21 protein-coding genes are annotated in these 26,071 nt (G+C 65.4%); 13 read left to right on the top strand and 8 right to left on the bottom strand.

The genetic code is table 11. The features are described from left to right. Positions 1 to 394: 394 nt before the first annotated feature. From D4Q52_RS23930 to D4Q52_RS23920, 3 genes are read left to right on the top strand one after another with little or no spacing between them, the layout of a single operon-like run. Positions 395 to 2,458, top strand: coding sequence for a GumC family protein (locus D4Q52_RS23930; protein ID WP_119859083.1), 2,064 nt, complete (start codon positions 395 to 397; stop codon positions 2,456 to 2,458). Beyond that, positions 2,455 to 3,792, top strand: a complete 1,338-nt coding sequence (locus D4Q52_RS23925; protein ID WP_119859082.1) for a VpsF family polysaccharide biosynthesis protein — start codon at positions 2,455 to 2,457, stop codon at positions 3,790 to 3,792. The genes D4Q52_RS23930 and D4Q52_RS23925 overlap by 4 nt, the downstream gene beginning before the upstream one ends. Positions 3,793 to 3,795: 3 nt before the next feature. Further along, positions 3,796 to 5,118 (top strand): glycoside hydrolase family 5 protein, encoded by a 1,323-nt coding sequence (locus D4Q52_RS23920; protein WP_119859081.1) that lies wholly within the window; start codon positions 3,796 to 3,798, stop codon positions 5,116 to 5,118. A gap of 170 nt (positions 5,119 to 5,288) precedes the next feature. Here the strand turns inward: D4Q52_RS23920 and D4Q52_RS23915 are convergent, their stop codons facing one another. The 3 genes from D4Q52_RS23915 to D4Q52_RS23900 all read right to left on the bottom strand — a co-directional run bounded on the left by D4Q52_RS23915 (position 5,289) and on the right by D4Q52_RS23900 (position 8,918). Continuing rightward, positions 5,289 to 6,209: a WecB/TagA/CpsF family glycosyltransferase gene (locus D4Q52_RS23915; protein WP_119859080.1), complete on the bottom strand. Its 921-nt coding sequence runs from the start codon at positions 6,207 to 6,209 to the stop codon at positions 5,289 to 5,291. Between the two features lie 460 nt (positions 6,210 to 6,669). Then, positions 6,670 to 7,647, bottom strand: coding sequence for a UDP-glucose 4-epimerase GalE (galE, locus tag D4Q52_RS23905; RefSeq protein WP_119859078.1), 978 nt, complete (start codon positions 7,645 to 7,647; stop codon positions 6,670 to 6,672). Positions 7,648 to 7,682: 35 nt separating this feature from the next. Continuing rightward, the gene (locus tag D4Q52_RS23900) at positions 7,683 to 8,918 is read right to left on the bottom strand and encodes an O-antigen ligase family protein (RefSeq protein ID WP_119859077.1); all 1,236 of its coding nucleotides are present in this window, start codon (positions 8,916 to 8,918) and stop codon (positions 7,683 to 7,685) included. Positions 8,919 to 9,157: 239 nt separating this feature from the next. Here D4Q52_RS23900 and D4Q52_RS23895 point away from each other — a divergent pair, with 239 nt between their 5' ends. Next, complete coding sequence (locus tag D4Q52_RS23895; protein WP_119859091.1) at positions 9,158 to 10,147, top strand: Bug family tripartite tricarboxylate transporter substrate binding protein; 990 nt, start codon at positions 9,158 to 9,160, stop codon at positions 10,145 to 10,147. Positions 10,148 to 10,248: 101 nt separating this feature from the next. Further along, entirely contained in the window at positions 10,249 to 11,214 is a 966-nt protein-coding gene (locus tag D4Q52_RS23890; RefSeq protein ID WP_119859076.1) for a S1C family serine protease, read from the top strand. Between the two features lie 69 nt (positions 11,215 to 11,283). Here the strand turns inward: D4Q52_RS23890 and D4Q52_RS23885 are convergent, their stop codons facing one another. The 3 genes from D4Q52_RS23885 to D4Q52_RS23875 form a co-directional block, all read right to left on the bottom strand. Continuing rightward, the gene (locus D4Q52_RS23885) at positions 11,284 to 11,637 is read right to left on the bottom strand and encodes a hypothetical protein (RefSeq protein ID WP_182915426.1); all 354 of its coding nucleotides are present in this window, start codon (positions 11,635 to 11,637) and stop codon (positions 11,284 to 11,286) included. Between the two features lie 126 nt (positions 11,638 to 11,763). Continuing rightward, positions 11,764 to 12,195 (bottom strand): GlcG/HbpS family heme-binding protein, encoded by a 432-nt coding sequence (locus D4Q52_RS23880; RefSeq protein ID WP_119859075.1) that lies wholly within the window; start codon positions 12,193 to 12,195, stop codon positions 11,764 to 11,766. Positions 12,196 to 12,277: 82 nt separating this feature from the next. After that, the gene (locus D4Q52_RS23875; RefSeq protein WP_119859074.1) at positions 12,278 to 13,363 is read right to left on the bottom strand and encodes a BMP family ABC transporter substrate-binding protein; all 1,086 of its coding nucleotides are present in this window, start codon (positions 13,361 to 13,363) and stop codon (positions 12,278 to 12,280) included. Between the two features lie 175 nt (positions 13,364 to 13,538). Here D4Q52_RS23875 and D4Q52_RS23870 point away from each other — a divergent pair, with 175 nt between their 5' ends. The 6 genes from D4Q52_RS23870 (at position 13,539) to D4Q52_RS23845 (ending at position 19,816) form a co-directional block, all read left to right on the top strand. Then, a complete protein-coding gene (locus D4Q52_RS23870) occupies positions 13,539 to 13,823 on the top strand; it encodes a hypothetical protein (protein ID WP_119859073.1) in 285 nt (94 codons plus the stop codon). A gap of 68 nt (positions 13,824 to 13,891) precedes the next feature. Then, positions 13,892 to 14,584, top strand: a complete 693-nt coding sequence (locus D4Q52_RS23865; RefSeq protein ID WP_119859090.1) for a cysteine hydrolase family protein — start codon at positions 13,892 to 13,894, stop codon at positions 14,582 to 14,584. Between the two features lie 102 nt (positions 14,585 to 14,686). After that, positions 14,687 to 15,178: a hypothetical protein gene (locus tag D4Q52_RS23860; RefSeq protein ID WP_119859072.1), complete on the top strand. Its 492-nt coding sequence runs from the start codon at positions 14,687 to 14,689 to the stop codon at positions 15,176 to 15,178. Between the two features lie 401 nt (positions 15,179 to 15,579). Further along, positions 15,580 to 17,136, top strand: coding sequence for a Do family serine endopeptidase (locus D4Q52_RS23855; protein ID WP_119859071.1), 1,557 nt, complete (start codon positions 15,580 to 15,582; stop codon positions 17,134 to 17,136). A gap of 334 nt (positions 17,137 to 17,470) precedes the next feature. After that, the gene (locus D4Q52_RS23850) at positions 17,471 to 18,499 is read left to right on the top strand and encodes an SDR family oxidoreductase (RefSeq protein ID WP_119859070.1); all 1,029 of its coding nucleotides are present in this window, start codon (positions 17,471 to 17,473) and stop codon (positions 18,497 to 18,499) included. 9 nt (positions 18,500 to 18,508) lie between these two features. Beyond that, positions 18,509 to 19,816, top strand: coding sequence for a DUF2254 domain-containing protein (locus D4Q52_RS23845; protein ID WP_119859069.1), 1,308 nt, complete (start codon positions 18,509 to 18,511; stop codon positions 19,814 to 19,816). 255 nt (positions 19,817 to 20,071) lie between these two features. Here D4Q52_RS23845 and D4Q52_RS23835 read toward each other — a convergent pair whose 3' ends face one another. After that, the gene (locus tag D4Q52_RS23835; protein ID WP_119859067.1) at positions 20,072 to 22,288 is read right to left on the bottom strand and encodes an alpha,alpha-trehalose-phosphate synthase (UDP-forming); all 2,217 of its coding nucleotides are present in this window, start codon (positions 22,286 to 22,288) and stop codon (positions 20,072 to 20,074) included. A gap of 257 nt (positions 22,289 to 22,545) precedes the next feature. Here D4Q52_RS23835 and D4Q52_RS23830 point away from each other — a divergent pair, with 257 nt between their 5' ends. Both D4Q52_RS23830 and D4Q52_RS23825 read left to right on the top strand, forming a co-directional pair. Further along, on the top strand, positions 22,546 to 22,944 hold the full coding sequence (locus D4Q52_RS23830) for a BA14K family protein (protein ID WP_119859089.1): 399 nt from the start codon (positions 22,546 to 22,548) through the stop codon (positions 22,942 to 22,944). Between the two features lie 182 nt (positions 22,945 to 23,126). Next, positions 23,127 to 24,089 carry a cation diffusion facilitator family transporter gene (locus D4Q52_RS23825; RefSeq protein WP_119859066.1) on the top strand — a complete coding sequence of 321 codons (963 nt, stop codon included), beginning with the start codon at positions 23,127 to 23,129 and terminating at the stop codon, positions 24,087 to 24,089. Here the strand turns inward: D4Q52_RS23825 and D4Q52_RS23820 are convergent, their stop codons facing one another. Beyond that, positions 24,090 to 25,478 (bottom strand): hypothetical protein, encoded by a 1,389-nt coding sequence (locus D4Q52_RS23820; RefSeq protein ID WP_119859065.1) that lies wholly within the window; start codon positions 25,476 to 25,478, stop codon positions 24,090 to 24,092. Positions 25,479 to 26,071 lie beyond the last annotated feature (593 nt).

Here is a 26,071-nt window from a genome sequence, read left to right as displayed (position 1 = left end):
AATTGCCTTCCCGAGTGTCGGCTGTTCGTCGGCCCGCATCGGCCGAAGGTTAATCAAAGTTTAAATGCCGTATTATCAAGTTTACACCAATCAACTGCCTTGAGGGTAAGGTTCCCCTTCGCGCGGTTAACCGGATTCGACGGAATGCTCCAGCCTCGCCGTCCTGTTATCTAAATCCATCATCCACTGTGCCGTCTGCGTACCGGCACGTAACCCCCAATTAACCGTAGTTCTTTACTTTCAGCGTGCAGGGCCGCTCAGGCGCGGCTGAATTGTTCGGCGGTGTCGCGGCGGGGTCAATAGGCACCGAGACAGTTGCGGCACGAGGCCGCGCTTACCCGCATGGCCATGGCGGCTAATGAGGGTGGGTAGATCCAGCGAGTTGTAAAGTATCATGTCGCCCAAGCTGTCTCCGCCCGATGCGCCCTCCAACCGATTCTCCGACGGCGTCGATTTCCGGAACGTGGTGGGGATCCTGTCGCGGCGCCGCAGTTGGGTGATCGGCATTCCGGCGGTGCTGTGCGGCATCGTGGTCGCCTATCTGCTGGTCGCGCACCCGTCCTACACCGGCACCGCGCAAGTGTTCGTCGATCCGCGCGATCAGTATACGCCGAAGGACGACCCGCTGCAGAACTCGGTGCCTGGCGACGGTCTGCTGCTGGTCGAAAGCCAGCTCAAGATCATCACCTCGAACGAGGTGCTGAACCGCGTCATCGACCAGCTCAATCTGCAGAACGATCCGGAATTCAACGGCGAGCGCATCACCATCGGGCGGCTGGTGAAATCGGTGATCGGGCTCGGCAAGACCGAGGACCGCGCCCTGGTGACGCTGCGCAATCTGCGCAAGAACGTGGCGACCAAGCGGATCGACCGCTCCTTCGTGATCGATATTCTGGCGTCGGCCGACACTGCGCCGCGCGCGGCCACGCTCGCCAATGCGGTTGCGACCGCGTATCTCGAAGAACAGTCCGGCGCCAATGCCGCATTCCAGCGCCGTACGTCGGAGTCGATCTCGTCACAGCTCGGCAAGCTGCGGCAGGAGGTGAAGCGCGGCGAGGAGGCGGTTGCGGCCTTCAAGGCCGCCAACAATCTGGTCGGCTCGCGCAGCCGCATGGTCAGCGAGCAACAGCTCGACGAGGCCAACACGCAACTGACCAACGCCAAAACCCGGCTGGCGGACGCGCAGGCGCGGGTGCGATTGATCGAAACCATCGAGCACGGCGACGCCGGACTGGAAGCGCTGCCCGAGGCGATTCAATCCGCCGCGATCGTGCAACTGCGGTCCCGGCTCGCCGATGTCTCGCGTGAAGAAGCCCAGCTCGCCCAGATCGACGGGCCAAACCATCCAGCGCTGCAAGCGGCGCGCGCGCAGGTGCGCGACGCACAGGCAGCGATCCAGCGCGAACTGAAGAACATCGCCCGCTCGGTGCGCAACAGCGAGGCCAGCGAACGCACCAATGTGCAGAACCTGCAGGCCAATTTCGAGGCGTTGAAGAAGCAGTCCCAGGCCAATGAGCAGGCGATGGTGCCGCTGCGCGAGCTCGAGCGCAAAGCGGAGTCGAGCCGCGTGGTCTACGAGACGTTCCTGGCCAAGGCCAAGACCGCCGAGGAACGTCAGGGCATCGACACCACCAACATCCGGCTGATCTCGCGCGCCACCACGCCGGAGAACAAGAGCTGGCCGCCGACGATGATCATGCTGGCGGCGGCGCTGTTCGCCGGCATCACCATCGGTATTGCCGCCGCGCTGACGCGCGACGCGTTCGATCGGCCCGAGCGTGAGCCGGATCCGGGAGCCGTGCCGGATGCGCCGACGCTGGCACCGGCGGAAACTGCGGCACCCTCCGTGCTACGCCCTGCGATGGCCCAGAGCCGAGCCAGCCGTCTCGCAGCGCTCGGCGACGAGCTGCTCGCTGCGCCGAAGGGCACCACCATTGTTCTCGTGCAGGTGCAACGCGGCGCTTGGCTGAGCGACGTCGCGCTGCAGCTCGCCCGCGGCCTGATCGCCAACCGTGCCGACGTCATGCTGGTCGACGCCGATCTGGCGCGTCACCCGACCACGTCACGGCTTGGCTTCGACCGTGTGCCCGGTCTGCGCGACGTGCTGATCGGCGCCGCCGACATTCACGACGTCGTCCGGCTGCACCAGCCGACCGCGATGCGCGTCGTGCCGGTCGGCCTGTCGGCGATCGGCAGCCGCGACCCGTATGCCCGGCAGGCACTGTCGGCTGCGCTGAAGCAGCTTCGCGCCTTCGACCGCGTCATCATCGACGGCGGCGAGATGGGCGAGACGGCCTCCGAGCTCGGCCTGTACTACATGGCCGACGAGGTCGTGTTCCTGGCCGAAGCCGAAGGCGGCAAGTGCGACGACGCCGAGATCCTGGTCGAGCTGTTGCGCCATCGCCAGATCAAGGCGCGGGTGGTGATCGTCGAGCCGGACGTTTCGGTGGCAGCATGACGGCGCGAGGCGAGGGCACGCCGTTTCCACCGGCCGCGTTCGCCTCAGCCGCAGCATCTTCCTCGGTCGTCCGGCTGCGGCTGCCCTTCGCCGCACCGTTCGTCCAGAAGATGATGGCGGTCTACATCGTGCTGCTGTTCATCGTGTCGGCCAATGTGCTCGACCTGATCGGCTACGATTACAGCTCGATCGGCGGTTCCCCGATCACCAAGATCCACATCTCGACCTATTTCATCGTGCTGTTGTTCGGCGTGTTCGTCGTCAGCTATCCGCAGAAGGGCGACCTCGCCCGCTATTACCTCGCGCGCAAGCTCGGCACGATCTTCTTCCTCTGCGCATCGGTGTTCGCGGTGGTCAACATCGTCGCCGACGGCCGCAACGGCTTCGGGATGTTTTTCGACACCGATCTGCATTTGTTTCTATGCGCGATGCTGCTGCCGTTCGTGTCGCCGGACAACATGGACCGGCTGGAGCGCTTCCTGCACTGGTTCTTCTTCGCCAACGCGCTGCTGGCGGTGATCGAACTCGGCATCGGCTTCAACATCTTTCCGCTGATCACCTATTCGCCGGACGGCATGACGACGGTCGAACCGCGCGCCACCGCCTTTCTCAGCCATCCGCTGCACGCCGCCACCATAACCTGCGTCTACATCGTCAGCCTGCTATGCGGCGCTGGCACGGCGCTGCGGCCCAATCTGCGGATGCCGATGATTGGCCTGCAATGCGCCGCGCTGCTCGCCTTCGGCGGGCGCACCGCCTTTCTGCTGACCGCGGTGATCATGACCGGGATGTTGGCCTGGACGCTGCTACGCGCGGCGGCCGGCATGAAGCTGTCACGCACCGCGCTGATCGTCTGGTTCACCATCATCCCGGTCGGCATCGCCGCGGTGGCGGTGCTGGCTTCGATCGGCGCGTTCGATCAGATGTTCGATCGCTTCACCGAAGACGGCGGCAGCGCCCGCACACGTTGGATCATGGTGCCGTTGCTGCTGTCGTTCAATTGGGGAGACATGCTGTGGGGCGCCCACACCGACTACGTGCGGTCGCAAGTCTATTCCTACGGGCTGGAGTGGGGCGTCGAGAATCCGTTCATCCAGATGAGCGTTTTTCAGGGCGTGGTGGTGGCGTCGATGATCATGCTCGGCGCATTGCTGCTGCTGTGGGAAGCGTATCGGCGGATGACCTGGAAGGCGATCTTCCCGATCGCGGTGTTCTTGTTCCTGTGCAGCACCTTCGGCTCGTTCGCCGGCCGGTTTTTCACCTTCGCGATCTTTCTGGTGGTGATCTCGGCGCTGTTCCGCAGACCGGACACGCCGCGCGACTGGGTCAGCTGAACCATGGATGCGGACGTCGCCAGCCAGCTTGCCGATCCGCCGGCGATCGCGCGTGATGCAGGGGATCTGCGTCCTGCCGGGCGTGGCGGCTATCTCTTGCCGTCGGGCTATCTCAGCACCCGAGGCAGCCAGATCGTCGACGATCGCGGACGTCCCGTACGCATCGCTTCGATTGGCTGGAACGGCACCGAAGGGCCTCCCGGCGCTGCGCCGTCGGGGATCTGGACCGTCAGCTACAAGACAGTACTCGATTCCATCGTTGATGCCGGCTTCAACACCGTGCGTATTCCGTGGATCGATCTTGGCCTCGACACGCCGCTGCACGGCTACAGCGATCGGCTCGGCTGGATCAACACAACGCTCAATCCGGAGCTGCTCGCCTCAGATAAGCCGCGCGCCGACGGCCGCTACAAATACGTCACCACGCTGACGGCGTTGCGACGCATCGTCGACTACGCAGGCGAGATCGGCCTGAAGGTGATCTTCGATCACCACACCACCCAAGGCACCGCCGGGCAGCAGCGCAACGGGCTGTGGTTCGACCTCGGCCCCGGCACCGACAACACCGACGGCATCGTGCCCGGACGGTTCTCGGCCGAGATGGTCAAGGAAAATTGGTTGCGGATCGCCAAGACCTTCGCGGGCAATCCGACCGTTATCGGCTACGATCTGCACAACGAGCCGAACGGCGACCGCGGCCACATCACCTGGGGCGGCGGCGGACCCACCGATATCAAGGCGATGTGCGAGGATTATGGCTCGGCGATTCAGGCCGTCGAGCCCGGCGTGCTGATCATTTGCGAAGGTCCCGAGACCTACAAGCCGCCACCGCAATCATCCGGCATGGATCCGAGGCTCGCTGCGCCGGCCGGCAATCTGACGGCGGCGGGCGCCAATCCGGTCAAGCTGAAGATCGACAACAAGCTGGTGTATTCGATCCACGAATACCCGGAGGAGATCGCCGACACCAAGCGCTGGGGCATTCCCGAGACAGGCAAAGGCTTCATCGACCGGATGAACGCGACCTGGGGCTATCTGGTCCGCGACAACATCGCGCCGGTGTGGATCGGCGAAATGGGCGCCTCGCTGCGCACGCCCGAGACGCGCGAATGGGCGCGCAATCTGCTCGACTACATGAACGGCAAATATGGGGCCGAAGGTGGTCCGACCTTCACGGGCGATCAGCAGCCGATCAGCGGCAGCTGGTGGCTGATTGGCCCGTCGAACGATCCGCCCTACGGGCTACAGACCGAATGGGGCGTCGGCCATTATCGGCCGGACCAGATCGCGATCACCGACCAGATGCTGTTCCGGCCGCGGAAGTAATCAGTTTATTCGGTCATGGCCGGGCTCGTCCCGTCTATCCACGCCTTTTTCCCACGACCGCCGCAGGCGTAGATGCCCGGGACGAGCTTGGGCACGACGGTGAAAACGATAGTAACACGTCATGATGAGGCCGTGCTTGTCGCAGCGGCTCCGCGGTAAACAGAGCTGCTCTACCGCATCGTCTGCGTCAGCAGCAGATACATCGCGTAGGGGTTGGTTTTCAGATAGCGCATGCCGAGACGGCGCGGCTCGAGTGCCATGCGCCAGGCCCATTCCAGGCCGAGGTGCTGCATCCATTTCGGCGCGCGCGGCTTGGAGCCGGACAGGAAGTCGAACAGGCCGCCCGAGGTCTTGATCACACCGACGGTGGCGAGGCGATGGCGATTACGGCCGATGAACAGCTGTTCGCGCGGCACGCCCATCGACACCCACAAAATATCGGGCGCGAGTTCCGCGATCTGCCGGCACGCCACGACCTCTTCGTCCTGATCGGCGAAGAAGCCATTGCGCCGGCCGATCAGCTTGAGATCTGGATAACGTCTCGCCACCAGTTCGGCGGCGCGCCGGTTGGACTCTTCGCTGGCTCCCAGCATGAACATCGTGGCACCGCGCGCGATCGCCTCCCGCGCGACGTCATGAAACAGGTCGGTGGTCGCCACCCGCTCCGGCAGCGGCACGTCGCATTTGAATCGTGACACGAACACGTGCGGCATGCCGTCGGCGTGGATTGCGTCAGCCTGCAGGAACATCGCATGCTCGGCCGGATCGACCGCGCAGCGATACGTCACCTCGCCATTGGTCGACGTCATGTAGGCCGGGTAGCGCCACAACCCGCGGCGCTTCAGCGCTTCGTCGACCATCGCGCGCGCGGTCTCGGTGCGGTCGGCGACGACGATCGGCAGGCCACCGATGACGTTGCGCTTCCAATTGAGAAAGCGGCTGCGCCGACGCTCGCCACTGACGCGGCGTTCGCCGAACGGCAACGAGTCGGTGGACGCGATCGAGAACGGCGCAACCCGGCGATCGGACAGGCGCCGTTCGGCTCCCGCCGCCTGGGTCAGGCTTCGCTCGGCAATTTGCACGTTGGACATCGCGACTTCCGCTCGTCGTCTGGTCGGTGAAGACGTGGTTCGATCAAACTGAAAACAAACAATCAGCGCTTCTTAATTGCGTTTCAAGCGCGGCTTAACCGTTTCTGTCCAACAAGGTAAAACAGTTAACGCATCAGTAAGGATTGCGCGGGGATTTCGGCACGACTGTGCCGTGGCGTGTCACCGCTGTCCCATCGCAAGGCGGCGTTTCACCGCGGGACAATCGTCGTCCACAGGCGGGCGACCGCTTTCTGTCGCTTAGTTTGCCCACGCGCTCCGTCATGGCCGGGCTTGTCCCGGCCATCCACGCCTTTTGTGCATTTCCATCAGCGAGGCGTGGATGCCCGGCACAAGGCCGGGCATGACGCGTCGAAATGAATGGCCTGAGTCGAAACGGCGCATTTCGGGTCGGGCTCTCAGGTTGAGGACTCACCCCATGGAGAGCGGCGCGTCAATCGAGTTACAGCCGCTGCTCCCAAGCCAGCGCGTGGCGCACGATGGTCTCAAGGTCGTTGTAGCGCGGCGTCCAGCCGAGCTTGGTCTTGGCCCGTTCGTTTGAGGCCACCAGCACCGCCGGATCGCCGGCGCGGCGGCCCCCCAGGCGGACCGGAAAGTCGACGCCGGAAACGCGTTTCACCACCTCGATCACCTCCATCACCGAATAGCCTGCGGCGTAGCCGATGTTGCAGATGATGCTCGGCTGGCCGGCACGCAGATAGCGCAACGCGTCGAGATGCGCGGCGACGAGGTCGCTGACATGCACGTAGTCGCGGATGCACGAGCCATCGGGCGTCGGATAGTCGGTGCCGAACACGTCGAGGCCGTCGCGCTTGCCGAGCGCGGCCTGTACGGCGATCTTGATCAGATGCGTGGCGTTGGGAGTCGATTGTCCGGTGCGGCCGTCCGGGTCCGCGCCGGCGACGTTGAAGTAGCGCAGCGCAGCGTAGCTCAGCGGATGCGCGCGGGCGACGTCGCCGAGCATCCATTCGACCATCAGCTTGGAGCGGCCGTACGGATTGATCGGCTGGGTCGGCAGATCCTCGCCGATCGGCGTCGTGTCCGGCTCGCCATACACCGCCGCCGTCGACGAAAACACTACATGCGGCACGCCGCGCTTGACCGCGCAGTCGATCAGCGTCCGCGCATTGGCGGTGTTGTTGCGATAGTAATCAAGTGGATGCGCGACCGAGTCCGGCACCACGATGCTGGCGGCGAAGTGGATGATCGCGGCGATCGGGTAGCGATCCATGACGTCGCCGACGAAAGCCGCGTCGCCGACCGAACCCTGAAACAACGGCACATCGTTTGGGATGGCTTGGCGCCGCCCGGTCGACAGATCGTCGATCACCACGACGCGCTCGCCGGCGGCCTGCAGCGCCAGCGTCATGTGGCTGCCGATGTAGCCGGCGCCGCCGGTGACGAGGATGTGTCCGTCCATCTGGGCTTTCCGTCGCTGGTGTCCGCAGACCGAGGTCAGGGGCCGGCGCCATGTTGGAACCGGATGCGACTGCTCGCAATTGCGACGCCCCAGGTCAAGCCGATCAGCAAGAAATAATGTCGCCAGTGATCGGTATCGATGATGAAGCTCTCGAGCAGCGTCACGATCATGGTCGAGAGGATTACGATATAGGTGCGCTGCCATGGTGTGCGCACGAACACGTTGCGCAGCCCGAACGCGGCGGTGATGAACACCAAAGCTGGATACAGAATGCCGCTGATCCACCCACCCGACATGAAGGCATTCAGGAACGAGTTGTGGGTGTCCTCCGGGAAGAACCGGCGGAACTGCAGCGGCCCTATCCCGGTCGGGTAGTCCAGCGCCATCGCGGCGCCGAGCAGATGCCGCCCGAACCGGCCGAACCGCCCGCTGTCGTAAGGCTGCGACAGGCTGGCGCGCTCCTTGAACAGCGCGTCGATCTGGTCGAACGACAGCAGCACCGCAAGCGCTGCGATCAGCACCACGCCCGCCAACAGCGCCAACAGCACGATGCGCAGCCGGCGGTGCTGCGACGGCGCAGTGACGAACATCAGCGCGACCATCAGCAGCGAGGCGCCGGCCAGCGTGCCCCAGGCGGCCCGCGAGAACGCAAGGAATACGGCAAGCGCGATGATTCCGAACGCCAGGGCGTTGCGCACCGCGCTCCAGAACGAGCCTTCGATCACCCGCTGCAGCGCCAGGATCGCCGGAAACACCAGAAAGGCGCCGAGCACGTTGGGGTCTTTGAAGGTGCCACGGGCGCGGCCGACATAGGTCAGAAGATCGCTGGCGCCGGGGATCAGATTGAAGTAGCCGGCGATGCCGGCGAGCGCCGCGATTAGGCCGCCAACCAGATAGCCGTTGGCGATGGCGTCGATCCGCGCGCTGGTGTCCTCGATCGCCACCAGCGCGAAGAACATCGCGGTGATCGCCATGTACCACGAGGTCAGCAGCCAGTTCAGGATCAGCGGATCGTCGAGCAGCGTCGAGGCGCCGATTGTGTAGCCGAACTCGATTCCGATCAGCAGGCCGATCGGTATCGTCAGCGCCGGTGTGATCCGCAGTCCCGATGCCACGAACACCAGCAGGGACGCCAACACGGCGAATTCGTACGGGCTCGGCTCAATGAACACGATCGCGCCGCTGGCGCCGACCAACCACAACAGCGCCAGCTGCAGCGCGCGAAGCCGTGGCGCCGTGCTGGGAGAAACCGCGATGGCAAAGTCGGTCATGCTGCAACCTTGCGTCGCCGGCTGATACACATCGTTAACTATGCGGCTGCGGGTGGACGCAGCGGTCGCGGGGCGCCGCGGGCCGACTGTAGGAATGCGGGATTAATGCCGGCTTAGCGCAAGCGGATGGCTGTCGCAGTTCCCGGTCCGGCGGCCTTTACCACGTCCCCGGCATTTGCATGAAGCCGGCGCGGCGCCGCGTTATAGGCGCTGATCAAATTCGCCGATCGGAGACGATGATGATCAGCAAGCGAGCTTTTCTCGGTTCGGCCGCTGGCGCGGCCGCTGCGTTGTTCAGCGCCAGGGCGGTCCCGGCCTTGGCCGACGCGACAACCTACCCGACGCGCCCGGTGCGCTGGATCGTGCCCTATGCGGCCGGCGGCGCCACCGACGTGCTGTCGCGGATGGTCTGCCAGTCCCTGTCGGAGAAGCTCGGGCAGCCCTTCGTGGTCGAGAACAAGCCAGGCGCCGGCAGCACGATCGGCACCCAGGCGGTGATCAATGCGCCGGCCGACGGCTACACGCTGCTGCTGACCAGCACGGCGAACGCGATCAACGCCTCGTTCGACCGCACGCTGCCGTTCGACTTTGCCGCCAGCATCGCGCCGGTCGCTGGGCTGGCGCGAATCCCGCTGGTGCTGGTGATCAACAACGACATCCCGGCCAGGACGGTGGCCGAGTTCGTCGCCTACGCTAAGGCCAATCCGGGCAAGATCAGCGTCGGCTCGTCGGGGATCGGCACCTCGCTGCATCTGTCCGGCGAGCTGTTCAAGTCGCTGGCCGGCGTCAATTGGGTGCACGTGCCGTATCGCGGCTCGGCGCCGGGGTTGACCGATCTGATGTCGGGACAGATTCAGGCGATGTTCGACAATGTGACGTCGTCGTTCGAGCTCGTGAACGCCGGCAAGATTCGCGCGCTCGGCGTCACCATGCCGCAACGCTCGGACGTGCTGCCGCAAGTTCCGCCGATCGGCGACACGCTCGCCGGCTACGACACCAGCTCGTTCTACGGCGTCGGCGCGCCGCAAGGCACGCCTGCGGACGTGATCGACCGGCTCAACCGCGCGATTAACGATGCGCTCGACGAGGCGACCATCAAGCAGCGGATCGCCGAGCTCGGCGCCATTCCGCTGCACGGCGACGCCGCGCAGTTCGGCGCCATGATGCGAGCCGAAACCGAAAGCTGGCGCAAGATCGTCGACGCGTCACACCTGCACAAGGAAGGCTGACGCCAGCGCGGGGCGTCTCGTCCAGCGGCGCCGGCTTGCAATTGGTCCGGCCGGCTCCGATATTTCCCGTTCCGCCCATCGTGCTGAACAGGAGACGCCGGATGCCTTCCTTGCCCGAATGGAATGTGCCGGCCGCGGTCCGGCCGCGCGCCGCCGACTTTCAGTTCGATCTCGACCGCGCGCTGTCGGCGGTGGTCGGCCTCCACGCCATCATCCCGTCCGACGCCTTCACGGCCAACACGCTCGGCACCGAGCGGGCCGGCAATGCGGTGCTGATCGACGATGGCCTGCTGCTCACCATCGGCTATCTGATCACCGAGGCCGAGACGGTATGGTTGCATCTCGGCGATGGCCGCGTCGTCCCGGGCCATGCGCTCGGGTTCGATCAGGACAGCGGCTTTGGGTTGGTACAGGCGCTCGGCGCCATCGACCTGCCGCCGCTGAATCTCGGCAACTCCTCCGCGGCCAGGACCGGCGACCGCGTCATCATCGGCGGCGTCGGCGGGCGAACCCGTTCGGTGGCCGGCCGGATCGCGGCGCGGCAGCAGTTCGCCGGCTATTGGGAATATCTGATCGACGATGCGATCTTCACTGAACCGTCGCATCCGAACTGGGGTGGCACCGCGCTGTTGTCGGCGACCGGAGAACTGATCGGCATCGGCTCGCTACAGATCGAGCGCAGCGGCAGCGACGAGCACTACAACATGATGGTGCCGATCGACCTCCTGAAGCCGGTGCTCGGCGATCTGCGCAGTATCGGCCGGGCCGACAAGCCGCCGCGGCCATGGCTCGGGCTGTATTCGACCGAGATCGAGGACAAGATCGTGGTGGTCGGCATCGCGCCGAAAGGGCCGGCGTCACGCGCCGAACTCAAGACCGGCGACGTCATCCTGGCGGTCGCCGGCGAGAACGTGACGACCGAAGCCGAGTTCTATCGCAAGCTGTGGTCGCTCGGCAGCGCCGGCGTCGAAGTTCCGCTGACCTTGTTCAGCGGCGGCGCCACCTTCGATGTCGTGCTGCACTCCGCGGATCGTGCGAAATTTCTGAAGGGGCCGAGGCTGCACTAGGCCGCCCGCCCGCGTTGGTCGGCTTCGTAAAGCTGCCGGCCGCCGCTGAGCGGCTGGCCGGCGACGGCGTCACATCCGCGAGGCGCTGGTCCGCATCGGGCCTTGCTGCTGCATCGGCGCGGCACCCATTTGCATCGGGCCCATCTGCATCTGACCCATCTGCATCTGGCCCTGCATCGGCTGCATGCTGCTCATCCGCTGAACCCGCATCATGTGCATGCAGGCGCTGCGCATGTTGCCCTTGCTCATCTCCATGTTGGCCATGCCGATCTCACGACTCATCATCATCTTGTTCGGGGAATCAGCCATGCCCGAAACCATCGAATAGGTCTTCGCCATGCTGGCGCCATCGCAAGCCATCATCCGAGCCGAAGCGGGCCCTGACATGCTCACTGCGAGTAGCGAAGCGGCGGTGGCCATCATTGCGTATTTCATTCGCGTTCCTCCCTGTTCCGGCACGGTTGCCGAAAACAATACGAACTAACTCCAGAGCGGTTTCGCCGGAGAATGAAATTGCTTGATGGTGCGTTGCGACGGGGAGTTCCGCGATCAGCCGGTGACGGCCTTCAGCCCCGCCGCCGCGATCCCGGCCACCGCGCAGGCCTCGTCGTTGTCGGACGTATCACCACTGATGCCGACAGCGCCGAGCAGTACGCCGGACGGATCGTGGATCAGCACGCCGCCGGGCACCGGCACCAGCGCGCCGCGCGCCATCGTGTTGATCGCATCGACGAAATACGGCTGCTCCTGCGCTCGCTGAAAGATCGCGCGCGAGCCGATGCCGAGTGCCAGCGCGCCCCAGGCTTTGCCGTGGGCGATCTCGTGGCGCATCAGGCTGGCGCCGTCCTGCGCGGCACTCACCTTGATGCAGCCGCGGGCGTCCAGCACTGCCACCACCATCGGCTTCAGCTTGAGGTCGGTGGCCTTAGCGAGCGCGGCGTCGAGAATGCTGCGAGCAACCGCGAGCGTGAGATCGGTCATGCGAGTTCCTTCGGTCTGGTGAGACTTCGGTTTGGTGAGATATGGACGGAGGCGGGGAAGTCTTGCCGATATCTCGCCCTGCTTACCGGCCGGGGATGCTGTCGTCGATGCCCTTCACATAGAACTCCATGCCGCGGACCTGGCCGTCGTCGAGATGGTCGCCGCCTTTGCATTCGACCTCCTTGCCGTCCTGGTCGAAGACCGGGCAGGCGAACGGCTTGATGCCGCCGGCGATGATGCCGGCTTCGGTGTCGGCGGCCAGTTTCTTCACGTCGTCGGGCATGTTGGTGTATGGCGCCATCACGATCATCCTGTCGTTCAGTCCGCCGAAGGCGTCGCCCGCCTGCCAGCTGTTGTCGAGCGCTGCCTGCACGCGGGACGCGTAGTACGGCGCCCAATTGTCGACGATGCCGGTGAGCTGCGCTTTGGGGCCGAATTTGATCTGGTCGGAATCTTGAGCGAACGCATGCGCGCCGCGCTCATTGGCGACCTGCATGGCCGCGGCGCTGCCGGTGTTCTGCATCAGCACGTCGGCGCCCTGGCCGAGCAGCGCCCTGGCGGCTTCGGCCTCCTTGCCGGGATTGAACCAGGTGTTGACCCAGACGATCTTCATCTTGATGTCCGGATTGATCTTCTGCGCCGCCAGCAACGTGGCGTTGATGCCGGAGATCACTTCGGGCGTCGGGAACGGCGCGATGTAGCCGAGCACGCCGGTCTTCGAGATCCTGGCGGCGATCGTGCCCTGCACGAAGCGGCCTTCGTAAAACCGCGCCGAATAGGTCGCGACGTTCTTCTCGTGCTTGTAGCCGGTGGCGTTTTCGAACTTCACGTCTGGATATTTCTTCGCCACCTTGAGGGTCGGGTCCATGTAGCCGAACGAGGTGGTGAAGACCAGCTTGTTGCCGGCGCGGGCGAGTTGCTCGATGGTGCGCTCGGCCTCGGCGCCTTCGCCGACGCCGGCCAGCACGGTGGTCTCGATTTTGTCGCCAAATTGCTTGACGACCGCCTGGCGCGCCTGGTCGTGCTGATAGGACCAGCCGTACTCGCCGACCGGGCCGCTGTAGACGAAGCCGATCTTGAGCTTGGCAGGCTTGTCCTGCGCCGCCGCTCCCGACAGCGCCGCACATCCTGCCAGCAGCAGCGCAGCCGTCACTATCGCCTTCGTCATTGGTGTCTCCGATCGCCCTGCGCCCGTGCGCAGATCAGCACCTACGCCCGTACCATGGCAAGATTGGGCTGTGCGGTCATCGGCCGCTGGCCCGGGGGTCATCCGATCGTTGACTTCACGCGCTAGGACGAAGGCTGTAGTCAAGATGGCGACGATTCCGGCGGGAAAAGTTCGAATGGCGGTGCGTTTCATCCTCATCTGGCTGGCGCTGGCTGCGGTCGCCGGATGGCTGGCGTGGTATCAGGCCCGCGCGCCGCGGCGGGCGCTGTGGGTTCGGATCGCCGTGGCGGCGGTGCTGCTTGCCGGCTGCGCGGCAGGCTTCTGGATGTACGGCAATCACCTCGAGAAGACGCTCGGCTCGGTTGTGCTGTATTTCCTGGTGTGGGGCTCGGTGTTTGGCCTGTCGGCCGCCTGCGGCGGTGTCATTGTCGGTACGCTGATCGCGCTGCTGATCGGCTGAACCGATCCCGGCTGACTTTTCGGCCTCGCTTGCTCTATCATGGGGCGATCGTCGATCCGGAGAGAGCGATGCCGCCATCCCCTGCAAGAGCGACCATCACGGCGGAGCCCGCGCCGATCGGCCTCGACTGGGCCACGACGGCGCTGCTGATCATCGACATGCAGCGCGATTTCCTCGAGCCGGGCGGCTTCGGCGAGACGCTCGGCAACGACGTGTCGCAACTGGAGCGCGCGGTTGCGCCGATCGCCGCGGTGCTCAAGGCCGCGCGGCGGATGGGGCTGCCGGTCATCCACACCCGCGAAGGCCATCGTCCGGATCTGTCGGACGCGCCGCCCGCCAAGATCGCACGCGGCGCACCCAGCCTGCGGATCGGCGATCCCGGGCCGATGGGACGCATTCTGATCCGCGGCGAGCCTGGCCACGACATCATCCCTGAACTGGCGCCGCACGCCGACGAGATCGTCATCGACAAGCCCGGCAAGGGCGCGTTCTACGCCACCGAACTCGGCGACGTGCTACAGAAATACGGCATCGAGACGCTGCTGGTGTGCGGCGTCACCACCGAGGTCTGCGTCAACACCACGGTGCGCGAAGCCAATGATCGCGGCTATCGCTGTATCGTCATCGGTGACGGCTGCGCCTCCTACTTTCCGGAATTTCACGCCGCCGGCCTTGCGATGATCAAGGCGCAAGGCGGGATTTTCGGCTGGGTGGCGGACTCCGATGCAGTGCTGGCTGCGATGAAGGGAGACGTGGGTTGAGCCCTCCGTGCCACACAGAGGAGACGATCACCGCAACTTGAGGAAACCTGATCCGTGATCTGCCGTTGTGAATTTCGGCGTTTTGTATTGAAAGGGACACCGATGACCTCTTCCCTCGCGACGCGGCTTTTGTCGGCCGCCGTACTGTTCGGCTCGCTCGGGCTGACATCGACGGCAAGCCATGCCGCCGGCGCATTCGACGGCATGTCCGGCTACTGGAATGGCAGTGGCCGTGTGCAATTGTCGGACGGCTCCGCCGAACGCATCCGCTGTCGCGCCTCCTACGCGGTCGCCGGCGGCGGACGCCTGCTGCAGCAGACCCTGGTGTGCGCCAGCGACAGCGCGCGGTTCGACATCACCAGCCATGTCGAGGAAAACGGCGGACGCCTCACCGGCACCTGGAGCGAAGCCACCCGCAACGTCAGCGGGCAGGTCTCCGGCACCGCGCAGGGCGGCAGCATCAACGCGCAGGTCGGCGGCCCGGGCTTCTCGGCTTCGCTCGCGGTCTCGACCCGCGGCGCGTCGCAGTCGGTGACGATCACGCCGCAAGGCAGCGATATCCGCAACGTCTCGGTGTCGCTGAAGAAGCGCTGAGGCGTGAGCGGCGATGCGCATCGCCGCGTAGTTTGCTGCTCCATTCAATGACGCCGCTACCGCTGTTACCACCGTCATGCCCGGGCTTGTCCCGGGTATCCACGCTTACAGCACCCGCAGCAAAAAGGCGTGGATGGCCGGGACAAGCCCGGCCATGACGGAGCATTACATTCGGTGAAACGACGACACTGACTGTCGGCCGTCGATGCGCCTGCCTGATCGCCATTCATGACATTTCGGACAGGTCATTCGCGTCGCACGTGTAGTTAGATCCGAGGTGATCGCGATCGGCTTCGGTGCCTTGCCAAAGATTAATTCTCCAAACAGCTCGACGTAATGTCGGCTCTCTATATTCCAGTGCGTAGTTCACGCCCCGTTCATTCCGCATTGGAGCTCTCGCCATGGATGAAAATCGCAACGACATCGACTACACGCCGAAATCGGACGCACAGCTGCGCCGCATCATCAAGCCGCGGCGCTTTGCCCTGCTGGCCTCCGCCGCAGCGCTGAGCGCCGCGTTGGTCACCGGCGGTGTTCTCACCCACGACTTTCCCGCCTTCGCGTCGCCGGCTCGCGCTGCCGAGGCTGCGGCCTCGTTCGCGCCGACGGCCGGCTTCGGCGATCTCGTCAGCAAAGTGAAGCCCGCGGTGATCTCGGTCCGCGTCAAGATCGATGAGGACAGCCGCACCACCCCGCTGATCCGTAACGACGGCGACGACGACCAGATGCAGGGCTTCCAGCAATTCGAGCGTCAGTTCGGCTTCCGCGGCGGTCAGGGCGGCATGCCCAAGCGCCACGAGATGGTGACCGGCGAAGGCTCGGGCTTCTTCATCTCGCCGGACGGCTACGCAGTCACTAACAATCATGTCGTCGATCATGCCAAGTCGGTGCAAGTGACGACCGACGACGGCACCGTCTACACCGCCAAGGTGGTCGGCACCGACAAGAAGACCGATCTGGCGCTGATCAAGGTCGATGGCGCCAAGACCGACTTCACCTACGTCAATTTTGCCGACAAGCCGGCGCGCGTCGGCGACTGGGTGGTGGCGGTCGGCAATCCGTTCGGCCTCGGCGGCACGGTGACGGCCGGCATCGTGTCGGCGAGCGGCCGCGACATCGGCTCGGGCCCCTATGACGACTACGTGCAGATCGACGCGCCGATCAACAAGGGCAATTCTGGCGGCCCGGCGTTTGACACCAGCGGCAACGTCATCGGCGTCAACACCGCGATCTACTCGCCGTCGGGCGGCTCGGTAGGCATCGGCTTCGACATCCCGGCCGCGACCGCCAAGCTGGTGGTGGCACAGCTCAAGGACAAGGGCAGCGTCACGCGCGGCTGGCTCGGCGTTCAGGTGCAGCCGGTGACGGCGGACATCGCCGACAGCATGGGCCTCAAGCAGGCACGCGGTGCGCTGGTCGACAGCCCGCAGGACGGCAGCCCGGCCGCCAAGGCCGGCATTACGGCCGGTGACGTGATCACCGCCGTCAATGGCGACGAGATCAAGGACTCGCGGGCGCTGGCACGCACCATCAGCATGATGGCGCCGGGCACCTCGGTGAAGCTCGATATGCTGCACAAGGGTGAAGCCAAGACCGTGACGCTCAGCCTCGCCGAGATGCCGAACGACACGCAAAAGGTCGCGAGCAACGATTCGTCGGCGCAGGGTGAAGCCCGGCCATATCTCGGCGTCCGCGTCGCCCCGGCCGGTGAGGTCGAAGGCTCCGGCGCCAAGGGTGTGGTCGTCACCAGCGTCGATCCCGAGGGCCCCGCGGCCGATCGCGGCGTGCGCACCGGCGACGTCATCCTCGACGTCGCGGGCAAGGCGGTGTCGACGTCTGGCGACGTCCGCGACGCGCTGAAGCAGGCCAGCGACAACGGGCGCAAGACCGTGCTGATGCGGGTGAAGAGCGCCGATGCGGCCGCGCGCTTCGTCGCGGTGCCGATCGCCAAGGGCTGATCGACGCAGTTGCGGCTTGATCATCATCTCGATGCCAGGGGCGGTCGCAAGGCCGCCCTTGGCCGTTACGGCATACCCCCCAGGTCATCACCCGGCTCGTCCGGGCGACCCAGTATGCCAGAGCGCCAGTTGGGACGCCGTGCAGGCACGCCATTGCTCTTCAATACCGGATCCCCCGCATTCGCTGGGGATGACGGCTGAGTTCGGCACGCATCAATCGTCACGGTCACGGTGCAATGCGCGCGATAGCGCTGCTGCAACCGCTCACGCGTCCCGGCGTTAGCTCGGCAATCACCGCGGCCTCACGCATCGATCATCGCAAAGGAATCTGAACATGACGATCCGTACAGCAAGCACCGTCGTGGTTACAGGCGCCAGCGCCGGTGTCGGCCGCGCGATCGCGGTGGCGTTCGGACGTCTCGGCTGGCAGGTGGCGCTGCTGGCGCGCGGCGAACAGGGCCTGGAAGGCGCGCGGCGCGAGGTCGAATCGGTCGGCGGTCGCGCGTTGCCGATCGTCGCCGATGTCGGCGACGCCGATGCGGTGTTCGCGGCGGCGGAGCGCGTCGAGCGCGAACTCGGCCCGATCGACGTCTGGGTCAACAACGCGATGGTGACTGTGTATGGTAGCAGCGTCGACATCACGCCGGAGGAGTTCGCCCAGGTGACGCGCGTGACCTATTTGGGCCAAGTGCATGGCACGCTGGCCGCGCTGCGCCATATGCGTCCGCGCAATCGTGGCGCGATCATCGCGATCGGCTCGGCGCTGGCGTATCGGTCGATTCCGTTTCAGGCGCCGTATTGCGCCGCCAAGGCAGCGACCCGCGGCTTCATCGATTCGCTGCGCAGCGAACTGATGAACGAAAACAGCGCCATCACGCTGACCATGGTGCATCTGCCGGCGGTCAACACGCCGCAATTCGATTGGGCGCGCAACAAGATCGGCCAAAAGCTGGCGCCGGTGCGGCCGATCGTGCAGCCGGAGCCGATCGCAGCCGCAGTCGTGCGCGCCGCATCCGAGCGGCCGCGCGAATACTGGGTCGGTGCGTCCGCCGTCAAGGCAATCGTCGCGCAAATGCTGGTGCCGTCGGTCGCCGACCGGCTGCTGGCCCGAGCCGGAATCGAGAACGAAACCACCGACGAGCCGGCCGATCCGACTGTGCCGGATAATTTGTATCAAGCCGGTCGCGACGATCCCGGCGTGCACGGACGGTTCGACAGCGAATCTTCGAGTCACGCCTTCGCGTTCAATCCCGCATTGCTCCGCGCCGGCGCAGCGCTCGGCCTCGCTGCCGGCGCCGCGCTGCTGTGGCGGGCCGCACGGTCCGGCCGGGCGCGGCGGACGCCGCTGATCGAACAGAAATAGGCGGGCCGGGTGAACGCGCGTCTCCGCAAACTCTACGATGACCTGTCCGATACGTTCTGGCTGATCCCCGCATTGCTGGTGCTGCTCGGGTCGGTCGCCGCATTCGGGATGATCGAGGTCGACCGCAGCGGAGCGGTGCCGGCCTGGCTGCTGGAGAACTGGCTGTACAATGGCGGCGCGACCGGCGCGCGCACGCTGCTCGGCGCGGTGGCGTCATCGACCATCGGGGTCGCCGGCACGGTGTTCTCGATCACCATCGCGGCGCTCTCGCTGGCCGCCGGACAGATGGGGCCGCGGCTGCTGCGCAACTTCACGCGCGACCGCGGCAATCAGATAACTCTCGGCATCTTCCTGGGGACGTTCTGCTACGCGCTGATCGTACTGCGCAGTGTGCGCACCGCCGAAGAGGGAGCCTTCGTGCCGCATCTGGCACTCGGCGTCGGCGTCGGGCTGGCGTTCGTCTGCGTCGCGACGCTGGTGTACTTCGTCGACCACATGGCGGGACGCATCAATGTCGACACCGTCATCGGGCTGGTCGGGGACGACGTTCGCAGGATGATGCGGTCGCTTGCAGCAGAAGGACCGCAGCCGGCACCACCGCCGACGGCCCACTGGCGCGATGCCGAGGCGATCTGCGAGCAGCGGGAAGGCTATCTGCAGCATCTGGATGAGAGCGGGCTGGCGGCCTGGGCGTGCGAGCAGCAGACCGAGATCCGCCTGCTGGTGCGTCCCGGCGATTACGTATTTCCGGGCGCGCCGATCGCGTTGATGTTGCCGCCGCGCGAAGGCGCCGAGGAAGCGATCCGCAATGCCACGGCGCTCGCGCCCAATCTCACGTCCTCCAACGATCTGCGCTTCGCGATCCGGCAGCTCGTCGAGGTCGCAGTGCGAGCACTGTCGCCGGGGATCAACGACCCGCACACGGCGATCAGCGTCCTCAATCGGCTCGGCGCCGTGCTGTGCGAGATGCAGCAGATCCGGCTGCAGAGCGGCGTCTGGGTGATGCAGGGCCGCGGTGTTCTGGTGGTGCCGCACGTGCAGTACGACGAACTGGTCGACGCGATGCTGCACATGATCCGGCAGAACGCGGCCGGCAAGCCGTCGGTACTGATCGGCATCCTGATGGTGCTGACGCACGTGGCGAGCGTCGAACGCGACCCGCCGCGTCTTTCCAGCCTGCGGCGGCACGCCGGACTGGCGATGCAGGACGGCGAGCGTGACATCCCGTCACCCGACGACCTCGCGGACCTCAGACGGCACTACGAGGCCTTTATCGACGTCGTCGAGCACGGTCCGCTGGCGCGCTTCCGGCACTAGCAGGTCATTGACTAATTGAAGCGCGATTGCCCTCTCCGGATGCACCGAGTCCTCATCCTGCAAGCCTGGCCCGAATGGCGCCGTTTCAATTCGGGCACTTCCGTCTCCCGACGTCATGCCCGGCCTTGTGCCGGGCATCCACGCCTTGCTGACGGAAATGCAGCAAAGGCGTGGATGGCCGGGACAAGCCCGGCCATGACGGAGTTTGTGAGCTGATTAACCGACTGAACGCGGGCCTCGCGGCGCCGCGGTTGCTCAGTCCTCGGCGAGATCGAGGATGCGCTGACGGCGGCGGCTGGTGGCGGCGTCGATCAGCATGCGGCCGGCCCAGCGATACACGTTCCACTCGCGGATCTGCTGGCGCATCGCGCTCATCCGCTCCTGCTGCGCGTGCGGCGGCATTCGCAGCGCGGTGTCGAGCGCATTCGCCATTTCGTGGACGTGGTAGGGATTGACGATCAGCGCCTCGGACAATTCGCGCGAGGCGCCGGTGAAGCTCGACAGCACCAGCACGCCGCGCTCGTCGTCACGGGCGGCGACGAATTCCTTGGCGACCAGATTCATGCCGTCGTGCAGGCTGCTGACGACGCAAACATCGGCCGCCCGAAACAGCTTGAACACGTCGCGCGAGCCGTGATGGCGGATCAGCAGCATGATCGGCTTGTAGGAGTCCGAGCCGTGGCGCTGGTTGATCGCGTCGGCGAGCACCACCGCGTCGTCCTGCAGCGTGCTGTAGCTCGCGAGCTTGCTGCGGGTCGGCGCCGCGACCTGCACGAACACCAGCCGATCCTTCCACCCCGGCTGCCGCGTCAGCAGATCGTCGACCGCGCGCATGCGATCGAGAATGCCCTTGGTGTAGTCGAAGCGTTCGATACCGACCGCGATCTTGACATCGGGCGTCAGGCCGAGCGTCTCGCGAACCTCGCGGCGGCAGGTTTCGATCGGCGGCTGGTCGTCGAGCGCGGCGGGCGGCCATTCGATCGAGATCGGATACGGCCGCACCATGGTCTCGTGGCCGTTCAGCGTCACCGTGGCGTGTTCGCGATCGATCCGGCTCTCGACGAAGCGGTCGACGGTCTCGAAGAAGTTGTTGCAGTGAAACTGGGTGTGGAAGCCGAGGATTGTCGAACCGAGCAGGCCGTCGATGATCTGCTCCTTCCATGGACAGATGCTGAAGGTCTCGGCGTTCGGCCAGGGGATGTGCCAGAAGGTGATGATCGTCGCCTTCGGCAGCTTGTCGCGGATCATCCGCGGCGCCAAAGCGAAGTGATAGTCCTGCACCAGCACGATCGGATTGTCGGTCTTCGCCTCCTGCACGACCGCATCGGCGAACCGCTCGTTGATCGCCTGATACGCCGTCCAGTCGGATTCGCGGAAGATCGGGCGCACGAACGCGATATGGCAGAGCGGCCACATCCCTTCATTGGCGAAGCCGTAGTAGAAGCCGTCCTGCTCCTCGTCGGTGATCCAGATGCGACGTAGTTTGTAAGACGGCTGATCCGGCGGCACGTCGAGCCGGTCGTGGGCGTCGACCGTGTCGCGATCGGCATTGCCGCTGCCGTGCGCGATCCAGGTGCCGCCGCAGGCCCGCATCACCGGCTCCAGCGCCGATACCAGGCCGCTGGCGGGGATCTGCACGTCGATGCGGTCGCCGTCGCGGTTGTGAATGTAGGGCTCGCGGTTCGATACGATCAGAACTTCGGCGTCGGGCAGCGTCGAGTGCAGCAATTGCTGCAGTGTCGCTGGCGACCAGTCGATCTGCGCCGAGCTGATCGAATGCCGCCCGGTCTCGACTTCGCTGAGCAGTTTCTTGATCTGCAGGTCGATCGCGCTGGCGTCGCGCTTCGGCAGCCGTGCCGCGGCGCCGGAGCGCACGTCGTCGACCGCCCGGCGCAGCGCGTTCATCCAGCCGCGCAACATCAGGATCACGAACAGCGCCGCGCCGCCGGCGATCATCAGCGCCATGCCGACCAGCGCGGCGATCATGAAGCCTTGCGCCTCGCTCGAGCGGGCGTCGACGAAGCTGAGATCGTGCAGGATGACCAGATAGGCCTTGCGGGTACGGTCGACGATCGGGAAGGCGCCAACCATGACGCGCCGGCCGTCGATCACGATGGTGGAAAAGCTTTCGCCTTCGGAGCGGGCGACTTTTTCGCAGGAAAATGTCGCCGGCATCATCCGGGTCGGCGCGATCAGTTCGCCTTTGTCGCTACACAGGCCGACCGCGAGGATGCGCTGATCGAGCGCGACGGATTCGAAACTGACGGAGAGCTGCACGACATTGTCATCGGCCATCGCCGCCGCGATCTGGCTGCGGATCGCGTGGTACACCAGCCGCGACCGCGCCTCGACGTCGCTGCGCGACCATTGCTCGACGACGCGTTTGGAGAAGGGGGCGATGGCAAGGCCGAGCAGCAGGGTCACGACGAGTCCGAGACCGAGATATTTCAGGGCTGCCATGTAGCGCGGCATCGGCCGAGGGTCCTCCATGCGGGCCCTGCTATTTACACCATGGTCACCGACGCGTCAGGCGATATGGGCGGTGAAGTTTGTGCGGAACCGTGCGCCATGCCGTTGCTTGTTATCATCTCAGCCGGCGCCGCAGGCGAACGCGTAATTTTGAGTACGACAACGTACCAAGCGCGAATTGTCGCGATCCGAGTATGATCGGAACTCCGCACGCGCGGCGTTGTTAGCTCCATTGAATGTTCGCAGAGAAGGAGATGTTGATGAAGATGTCACGCACGCTGCCCGCCATGGCGCTGATCGCCGGTTCGCTGGCCGTCGCGACGGTTCCGGCTTCGGCGGCGCCGTTGATGGCGACGTCGAGCCCGGTCGCCGCCAAATCCAATATCGAGCAGGTTCAGTATCGTCACGGCTGGCACGGCCACCGCGGCTACGGCTATGGCCACCGCGGCTATTACGGTCATCATCATGGCGGCTGGGGTGCCGGCGCTGCGCTCGGGGGTCTCGCCGCGGGCGCGATCATCGGTGGCGCGATCGCCAGCAGCCAGGCGCAGGCCCAGCAGAACGATGCGGTCGCGTACTGCTCGCAGCGGTTCCGGACCTATGACCCGGCGTCGGGAACCTATATCGCCAATGGCGGCGTGCGGCGCTCCTGCCCGTAAACTCTGACAATTCGATTATCCAGGACCGCGCGGGCAACCGCGCGGCTCTTTGCTTTTAAGCCGCCGCATTCGACGTTCTGCAACTTAATCTGACGTTTCGGCATTAGGGTTCCACAACGTGCCGGGCACTGCCGGGGTCGTAAACGCCCGGGTTGCTCACAGCGTGTCGAGAGCCATCACCGATGTCGTCATCCTCCTCGAAGCCCGCGATCTGTGCGGCCCTGGTCGGCAACCTTGCCATCGCCGTGACCAAACTGGCCGCCGCGTCATGGACTGGCAGTTCGGCGATGCTGAGCGAGGGCGTGCACTCGCTGGTCGACACCGGCAACGAGATCCTGCTGCTGTACGGTCTGCACCGCGCCGCCCGCCCGCCGGACGCGATGCATCCGCTCGGCTACGGCCGCGAATTGTATTTCTGGAGTTTCATCGTCGCGCTGCTGATCTTCGCGATCGGCGCCGGGGTGTCGTTCTATGAAGGTGTGATCCACATCATCACGCCCGAGCCGATCATCGACGTGAAGATCAATTACATCGTGCTCGGCTTCGCGTTCCTGTTCGAAGGCGGCTCGTGGTACGTCGCCTGGAAGGGATTCCGCAGCGCGACGCCCGACCTCGGCGTGCTGCCGGACCTCGATTACATCGAAGCGGCGACCCGCAGCAAAGACCCGACGACCTTCATCGTGCTGTTCGAGGACAGCGCAGCCCTGATCGGCATTCTGATTGCGCTCGCCGGCACCTTCGCGTCGGATTATCTGCAACTGCCGGCGATGGACGGCGTCGCGTCGATCGGCATCGCGCTGCTGCTGGCCGCCACCGGCGCGTTCCTGGCGCGGGAAAGCAAGGGGCTGCTGATGGGCGAGCCCGCCGGCCCGCGCACCCGTGACCGCATCCTGCAGATCGCCCGCCGCCATGATGCGGTGGTCGGCACCGAGGATCTGTTCACCGTGCACCTCGCGCCGCGTCAGGTGCTGGTGGCGCTGAGGCTGGATTTTGCCGAGGACTGCCCGGGCCGCGAGATCGAACGCGAGTTCAACGAGCTCGACGCGGAGATCAAGCGCAGCTGTCCGGACGTCGTGGCGGTGTTCATCAGGCCGCGGCTGCAGCCGCAGCCGGCGCCTTTGCCGCGCGCCGAGCAGCCGGCCTGATCAGTCGGCGAGTTCTTCGTCGCCGGCGGCATTGCGGCGGTCGACGAAGTATTTGATCGCGGCGATCAGCACCACGAAGGTGGCGATCCAGACGATGCGCGAGCCGTAGCGGTCGTGCGGGCCGGAGATGATGCCGCAGATCATCGCGTTGCCGAGCAGCGCGGTGGCGACGAAGCCGGCCAAGAGCGAGACGTCGTCGAGCTCGCGGCGGGCCAGCGCGCGGCCGAGGATGGCCAGCAGCAGCAGCATCGAGGCCAGCGCCACCGGCACGTGCACCCAGTTCACCGCGTTGAAGTTGATGTCCCAATGCTGCTGCCGGGCGGCGCGCATCGCCGGCACCTGATTGGGCATGTAACGCTCGATGATGCCGTAAGTATGCGGGATCCAGCCGTTGGTGCCTTCGCCGGTGCCGACATGCACGAGCTGATCCCAGGTCGCCTTGGCGGCGGCCTTGGCCTGCAGCCACGGATAGGCCGAGACCGCCTGCCGCGAGATGAATTCCATCTCGTCGCTCAGTCCTTCGAAGCGGCCGAGCTTGTCGAACATGTTGTTGCCGCCCCACAGGAAGTCGTCGCCGGTTGGCGGCAGCTCATTCTTGTAGGGGCAGAGCTTGAGCTTCACGGTGGCGCAGTGATCGTCGAGATAGCGCTTGATGATGCCGTCCTGCAGCATGCGGCCGAACGCGACGCTGGAGCCGCCCGGCGTCCACGACACCGTGCCGGACAGCGCGTAGTTGGTGACCAGCAGCAGCAGCGAGCCGGCCACCACCGTGGCGCTGCCCTGCAGCAGTCCGACGGCGCTGAGCCGGCCGCGCAAGAACGGCAGCAGCAGCCAGCCGGCCAGGCACAGCCCGGTCAGCACGCCGACCGTGGCGCTGTGCGTGGCCGCCGCGAACGTGGTGAAGGCGAACAGCAGCAGCTTTTCGATCGTCGAGGTGCGGTCGCGGCAGGCGACCAGCAGATACAGCGCCAGCACCGACAGGCCGGCGAAGATGTCGGTCAGCAGCATGGAGGTAATCCATGGCAGCGCCGTGGTGGCGACCAGCGCGACGCCGATCGCCGCCAGCCAGAACGGCCGGGTGATATTGAACACCCGCAGCGTCAGCTGCAGCATCCACAGCGTCACGATGGCCTGGAAGCCGAGATTGATCCAGAATTGCGAGGTCTCGCCGAAGTGCAGGTACAGGCCGTAGGTCGTCGACCGGCTCGGGACCAGATAGCCCTCGTACCACCGCGCCAGATAACCGCCGGTGTCGTATTGGAGCAGCGGGTAGCCGTTCCACAGCGCCGGGGCGAGCAGCAGCAGCGGCAGCGCGAACAGCGCGACCCTTGCCGACAGCGCGCGGCGTGACTGCGCGGAGAGAACCTTGGCTTGAGCGGAAGTGTCCATGTGGAGGGTCTTGTCAGCCGTTGGTTGCTGCGATCGCTCGGCTGGATATGGCGGGCAGGTCGTCGCCGCGCGGCAGCGGGCTCCTCACGTGCAGCACCATACTTGTTCCCGTTGAACTCACAAGATGAGCTGATCAGCGGGTAGCCGTCCGGCCGGCATCCTTCTTTGAAGGGACGAATTGCGGTGGGTCTAATTGCTTGAAATTGCGGTTGCTTTGTGTCCGGCCCGGCTACCTCGCTGGAAGTCGGCGCAGGCGCCCGGATCGGGCAGCGAACCATAAATCGGCGATCATGAACGAAGGCTGACTATTGAATGCCCGGGCGATCCCGGGGGCGCACAGCGGCCGCGCTCTTCGCCCCGCGCACCGTCATTCCGGGGCGTCGCGCAGCGACGCACCCGGAATCTCGATGGGTTCTGCGACCCCTGCGTTTCCACAACGTCTGGATTCCGGGTTCGCCCGCGAAGAGCGGGCGCCCCGGAATGACCGGGGAGAGGTGGGGGCTCGCCCCACGCACCGTCATGTATGGACGGCCCCCTCTCGGCAAGAGCATTTTGGTGTTTCGGCAAATGAATCGGGGTGCGGTCATGTATAC

The sequence above is a fragment of the Rhodopseudomonas palustris genome (assembly GCF_003591005.1).
GTDB lineage: Bacteria > Pseudomonadota > Alphaproteobacteria > Rhizobiales > Xanthobacteraceae > Rhodopseudomonas > Rhodopseudomonas palustris_K.
The sequence above is the reverse complement of the archived record's forward strand: the minus strand, read 5'-3'. Positions and strand labels throughout refer to the sequence as shown.

Bases quoted from the DNA above. Each gene is read 5' to 3' on its own strand.
- D4Q52_RS23930 (WP_119859083.1), top strand. From the start codon at position 395: ATGTCGCCCAAGCTGTCTCCGCCCGATGCGCCCTCCAACCGATTCTCC.
- D4Q52_RS23925 (WP_119859082.1), top strand. From the start codon at position 2,455: ATGACGGCGCGAGGCGAGGGCACGCCGTTTCCACCGGCCGCGTTCGCC.
- D4Q52_RS23920 (WP_119859081.1), top strand. From the start codon at position 3,796: ATGGATGCGGACGTCGCCAGCCAGCTTGCCGATCCGCCGGCGATCGCG.
- D4Q52_RS23915 (WP_119859080.1), bottom strand. From the start codon at position 6,209: ATGTCCAACGTGCAAATTGCCGAGCGAAGCCTGACCCAGGCGGCGGGA.
- galE (WP_119859078.1), bottom strand. From the start codon at position 7,647: ATGGACGGACACATCCTCGTCACCGGCGGCGCCGGCTACATCGGCAGC.
- D4Q52_RS23900 (WP_119859077.1), bottom strand. From the start codon at position 8,918: ATGACCGACTTTGCCATCGCGGTTTCTCCCAGCACGGCGCCACGGCTT.
- D4Q52_RS23895 (WP_119859091.1), top strand. From the start codon at position 9,158: ATGATCAGCAAGCGAGCTTTTCTCGGTTCGGCCGCTGGCGCGGCCGCT.
- D4Q52_RS23890 (WP_119859076.1), top strand. From the start codon at position 10,249: ATGCCTTCCTTGCCCGAATGGAATGTGCCGGCCGCGGTCCGGCCGCGC.
- D4Q52_RS23885 (WP_182915426.1), bottom strand. From the start codon at position 11,637: ATGATGGCCACCGCCGCTTCGCTACTCGCAGTGAGCATGTCAGGGCCC.
- D4Q52_RS23880 (WP_119859075.1), bottom strand. From the start codon at position 12,195: ATGACCGATCTCACGCTCGCGGTTGCTCGCAGCATTCTCGACGCCGCG.
- D4Q52_RS23875 (WP_119859074.1), bottom strand. From the start codon at position 13,363: ATGACGAAGGCGATAGTGACGGCTGCGCTGCTGCTGGCAGGATGTGCG.
- D4Q52_RS23870 (WP_119859073.1), top strand. From the start codon at position 13,539: ATGGCGGTGCGTTTCATCCTCATCTGGCTGGCGCTGGCTGCGGTCGCC.
- D4Q52_RS23865 (WP_119859090.1), top strand. From the start codon at position 13,892: ATGCCGCCATCCCCTGCAAGAGCGACCATCACGGCGGAGCCCGCGCCG.
- D4Q52_RS23860 (WP_119859072.1), top strand. From the start codon at position 14,687: ATGACCTCTTCCCTCGCGACGCGGCTTTTGTCGGCCGCCGTACTGTTC.
- D4Q52_RS23855 (WP_119859071.1), top strand. From the start codon at position 15,580: ATGGATGAAAATCGCAACGACATCGACTACACGCCGAAATCGGACGCA.
- D4Q52_RS23850 (WP_119859070.1), top strand. From the start codon at position 17,471: ATGACGATCCGTACAGCAAGCACCGTCGTGGTTACAGGCGCCAGCGCC.
- D4Q52_RS23835 (WP_119859067.1), bottom strand. From the start codon at position 22,288: ATGCCGCGCTACATGGCAGCCCTGAAATATCTCGGTCTCGGACTCGTC.
- D4Q52_RS23830 (WP_119859089.1), top strand. From the start codon at position 22,546: ATGAAGATGTCACGCACGCTGCCCGCCATGGCGCTGATCGCCGGTTCG.
- D4Q52_RS23825 (WP_119859066.1), top strand. From the start codon at position 23,127: ATGTCGTCATCCTCCTCGAAGCCCGCGATCTGTGCGGCCCTGGTCGGC.
- D4Q52_RS23820 (WP_119859065.1), bottom strand. From the start codon at position 25,478: ATGGACACTTCCGCTCAAGCCAAGGTTCTCTCCGCGCAGTCACGCCGC.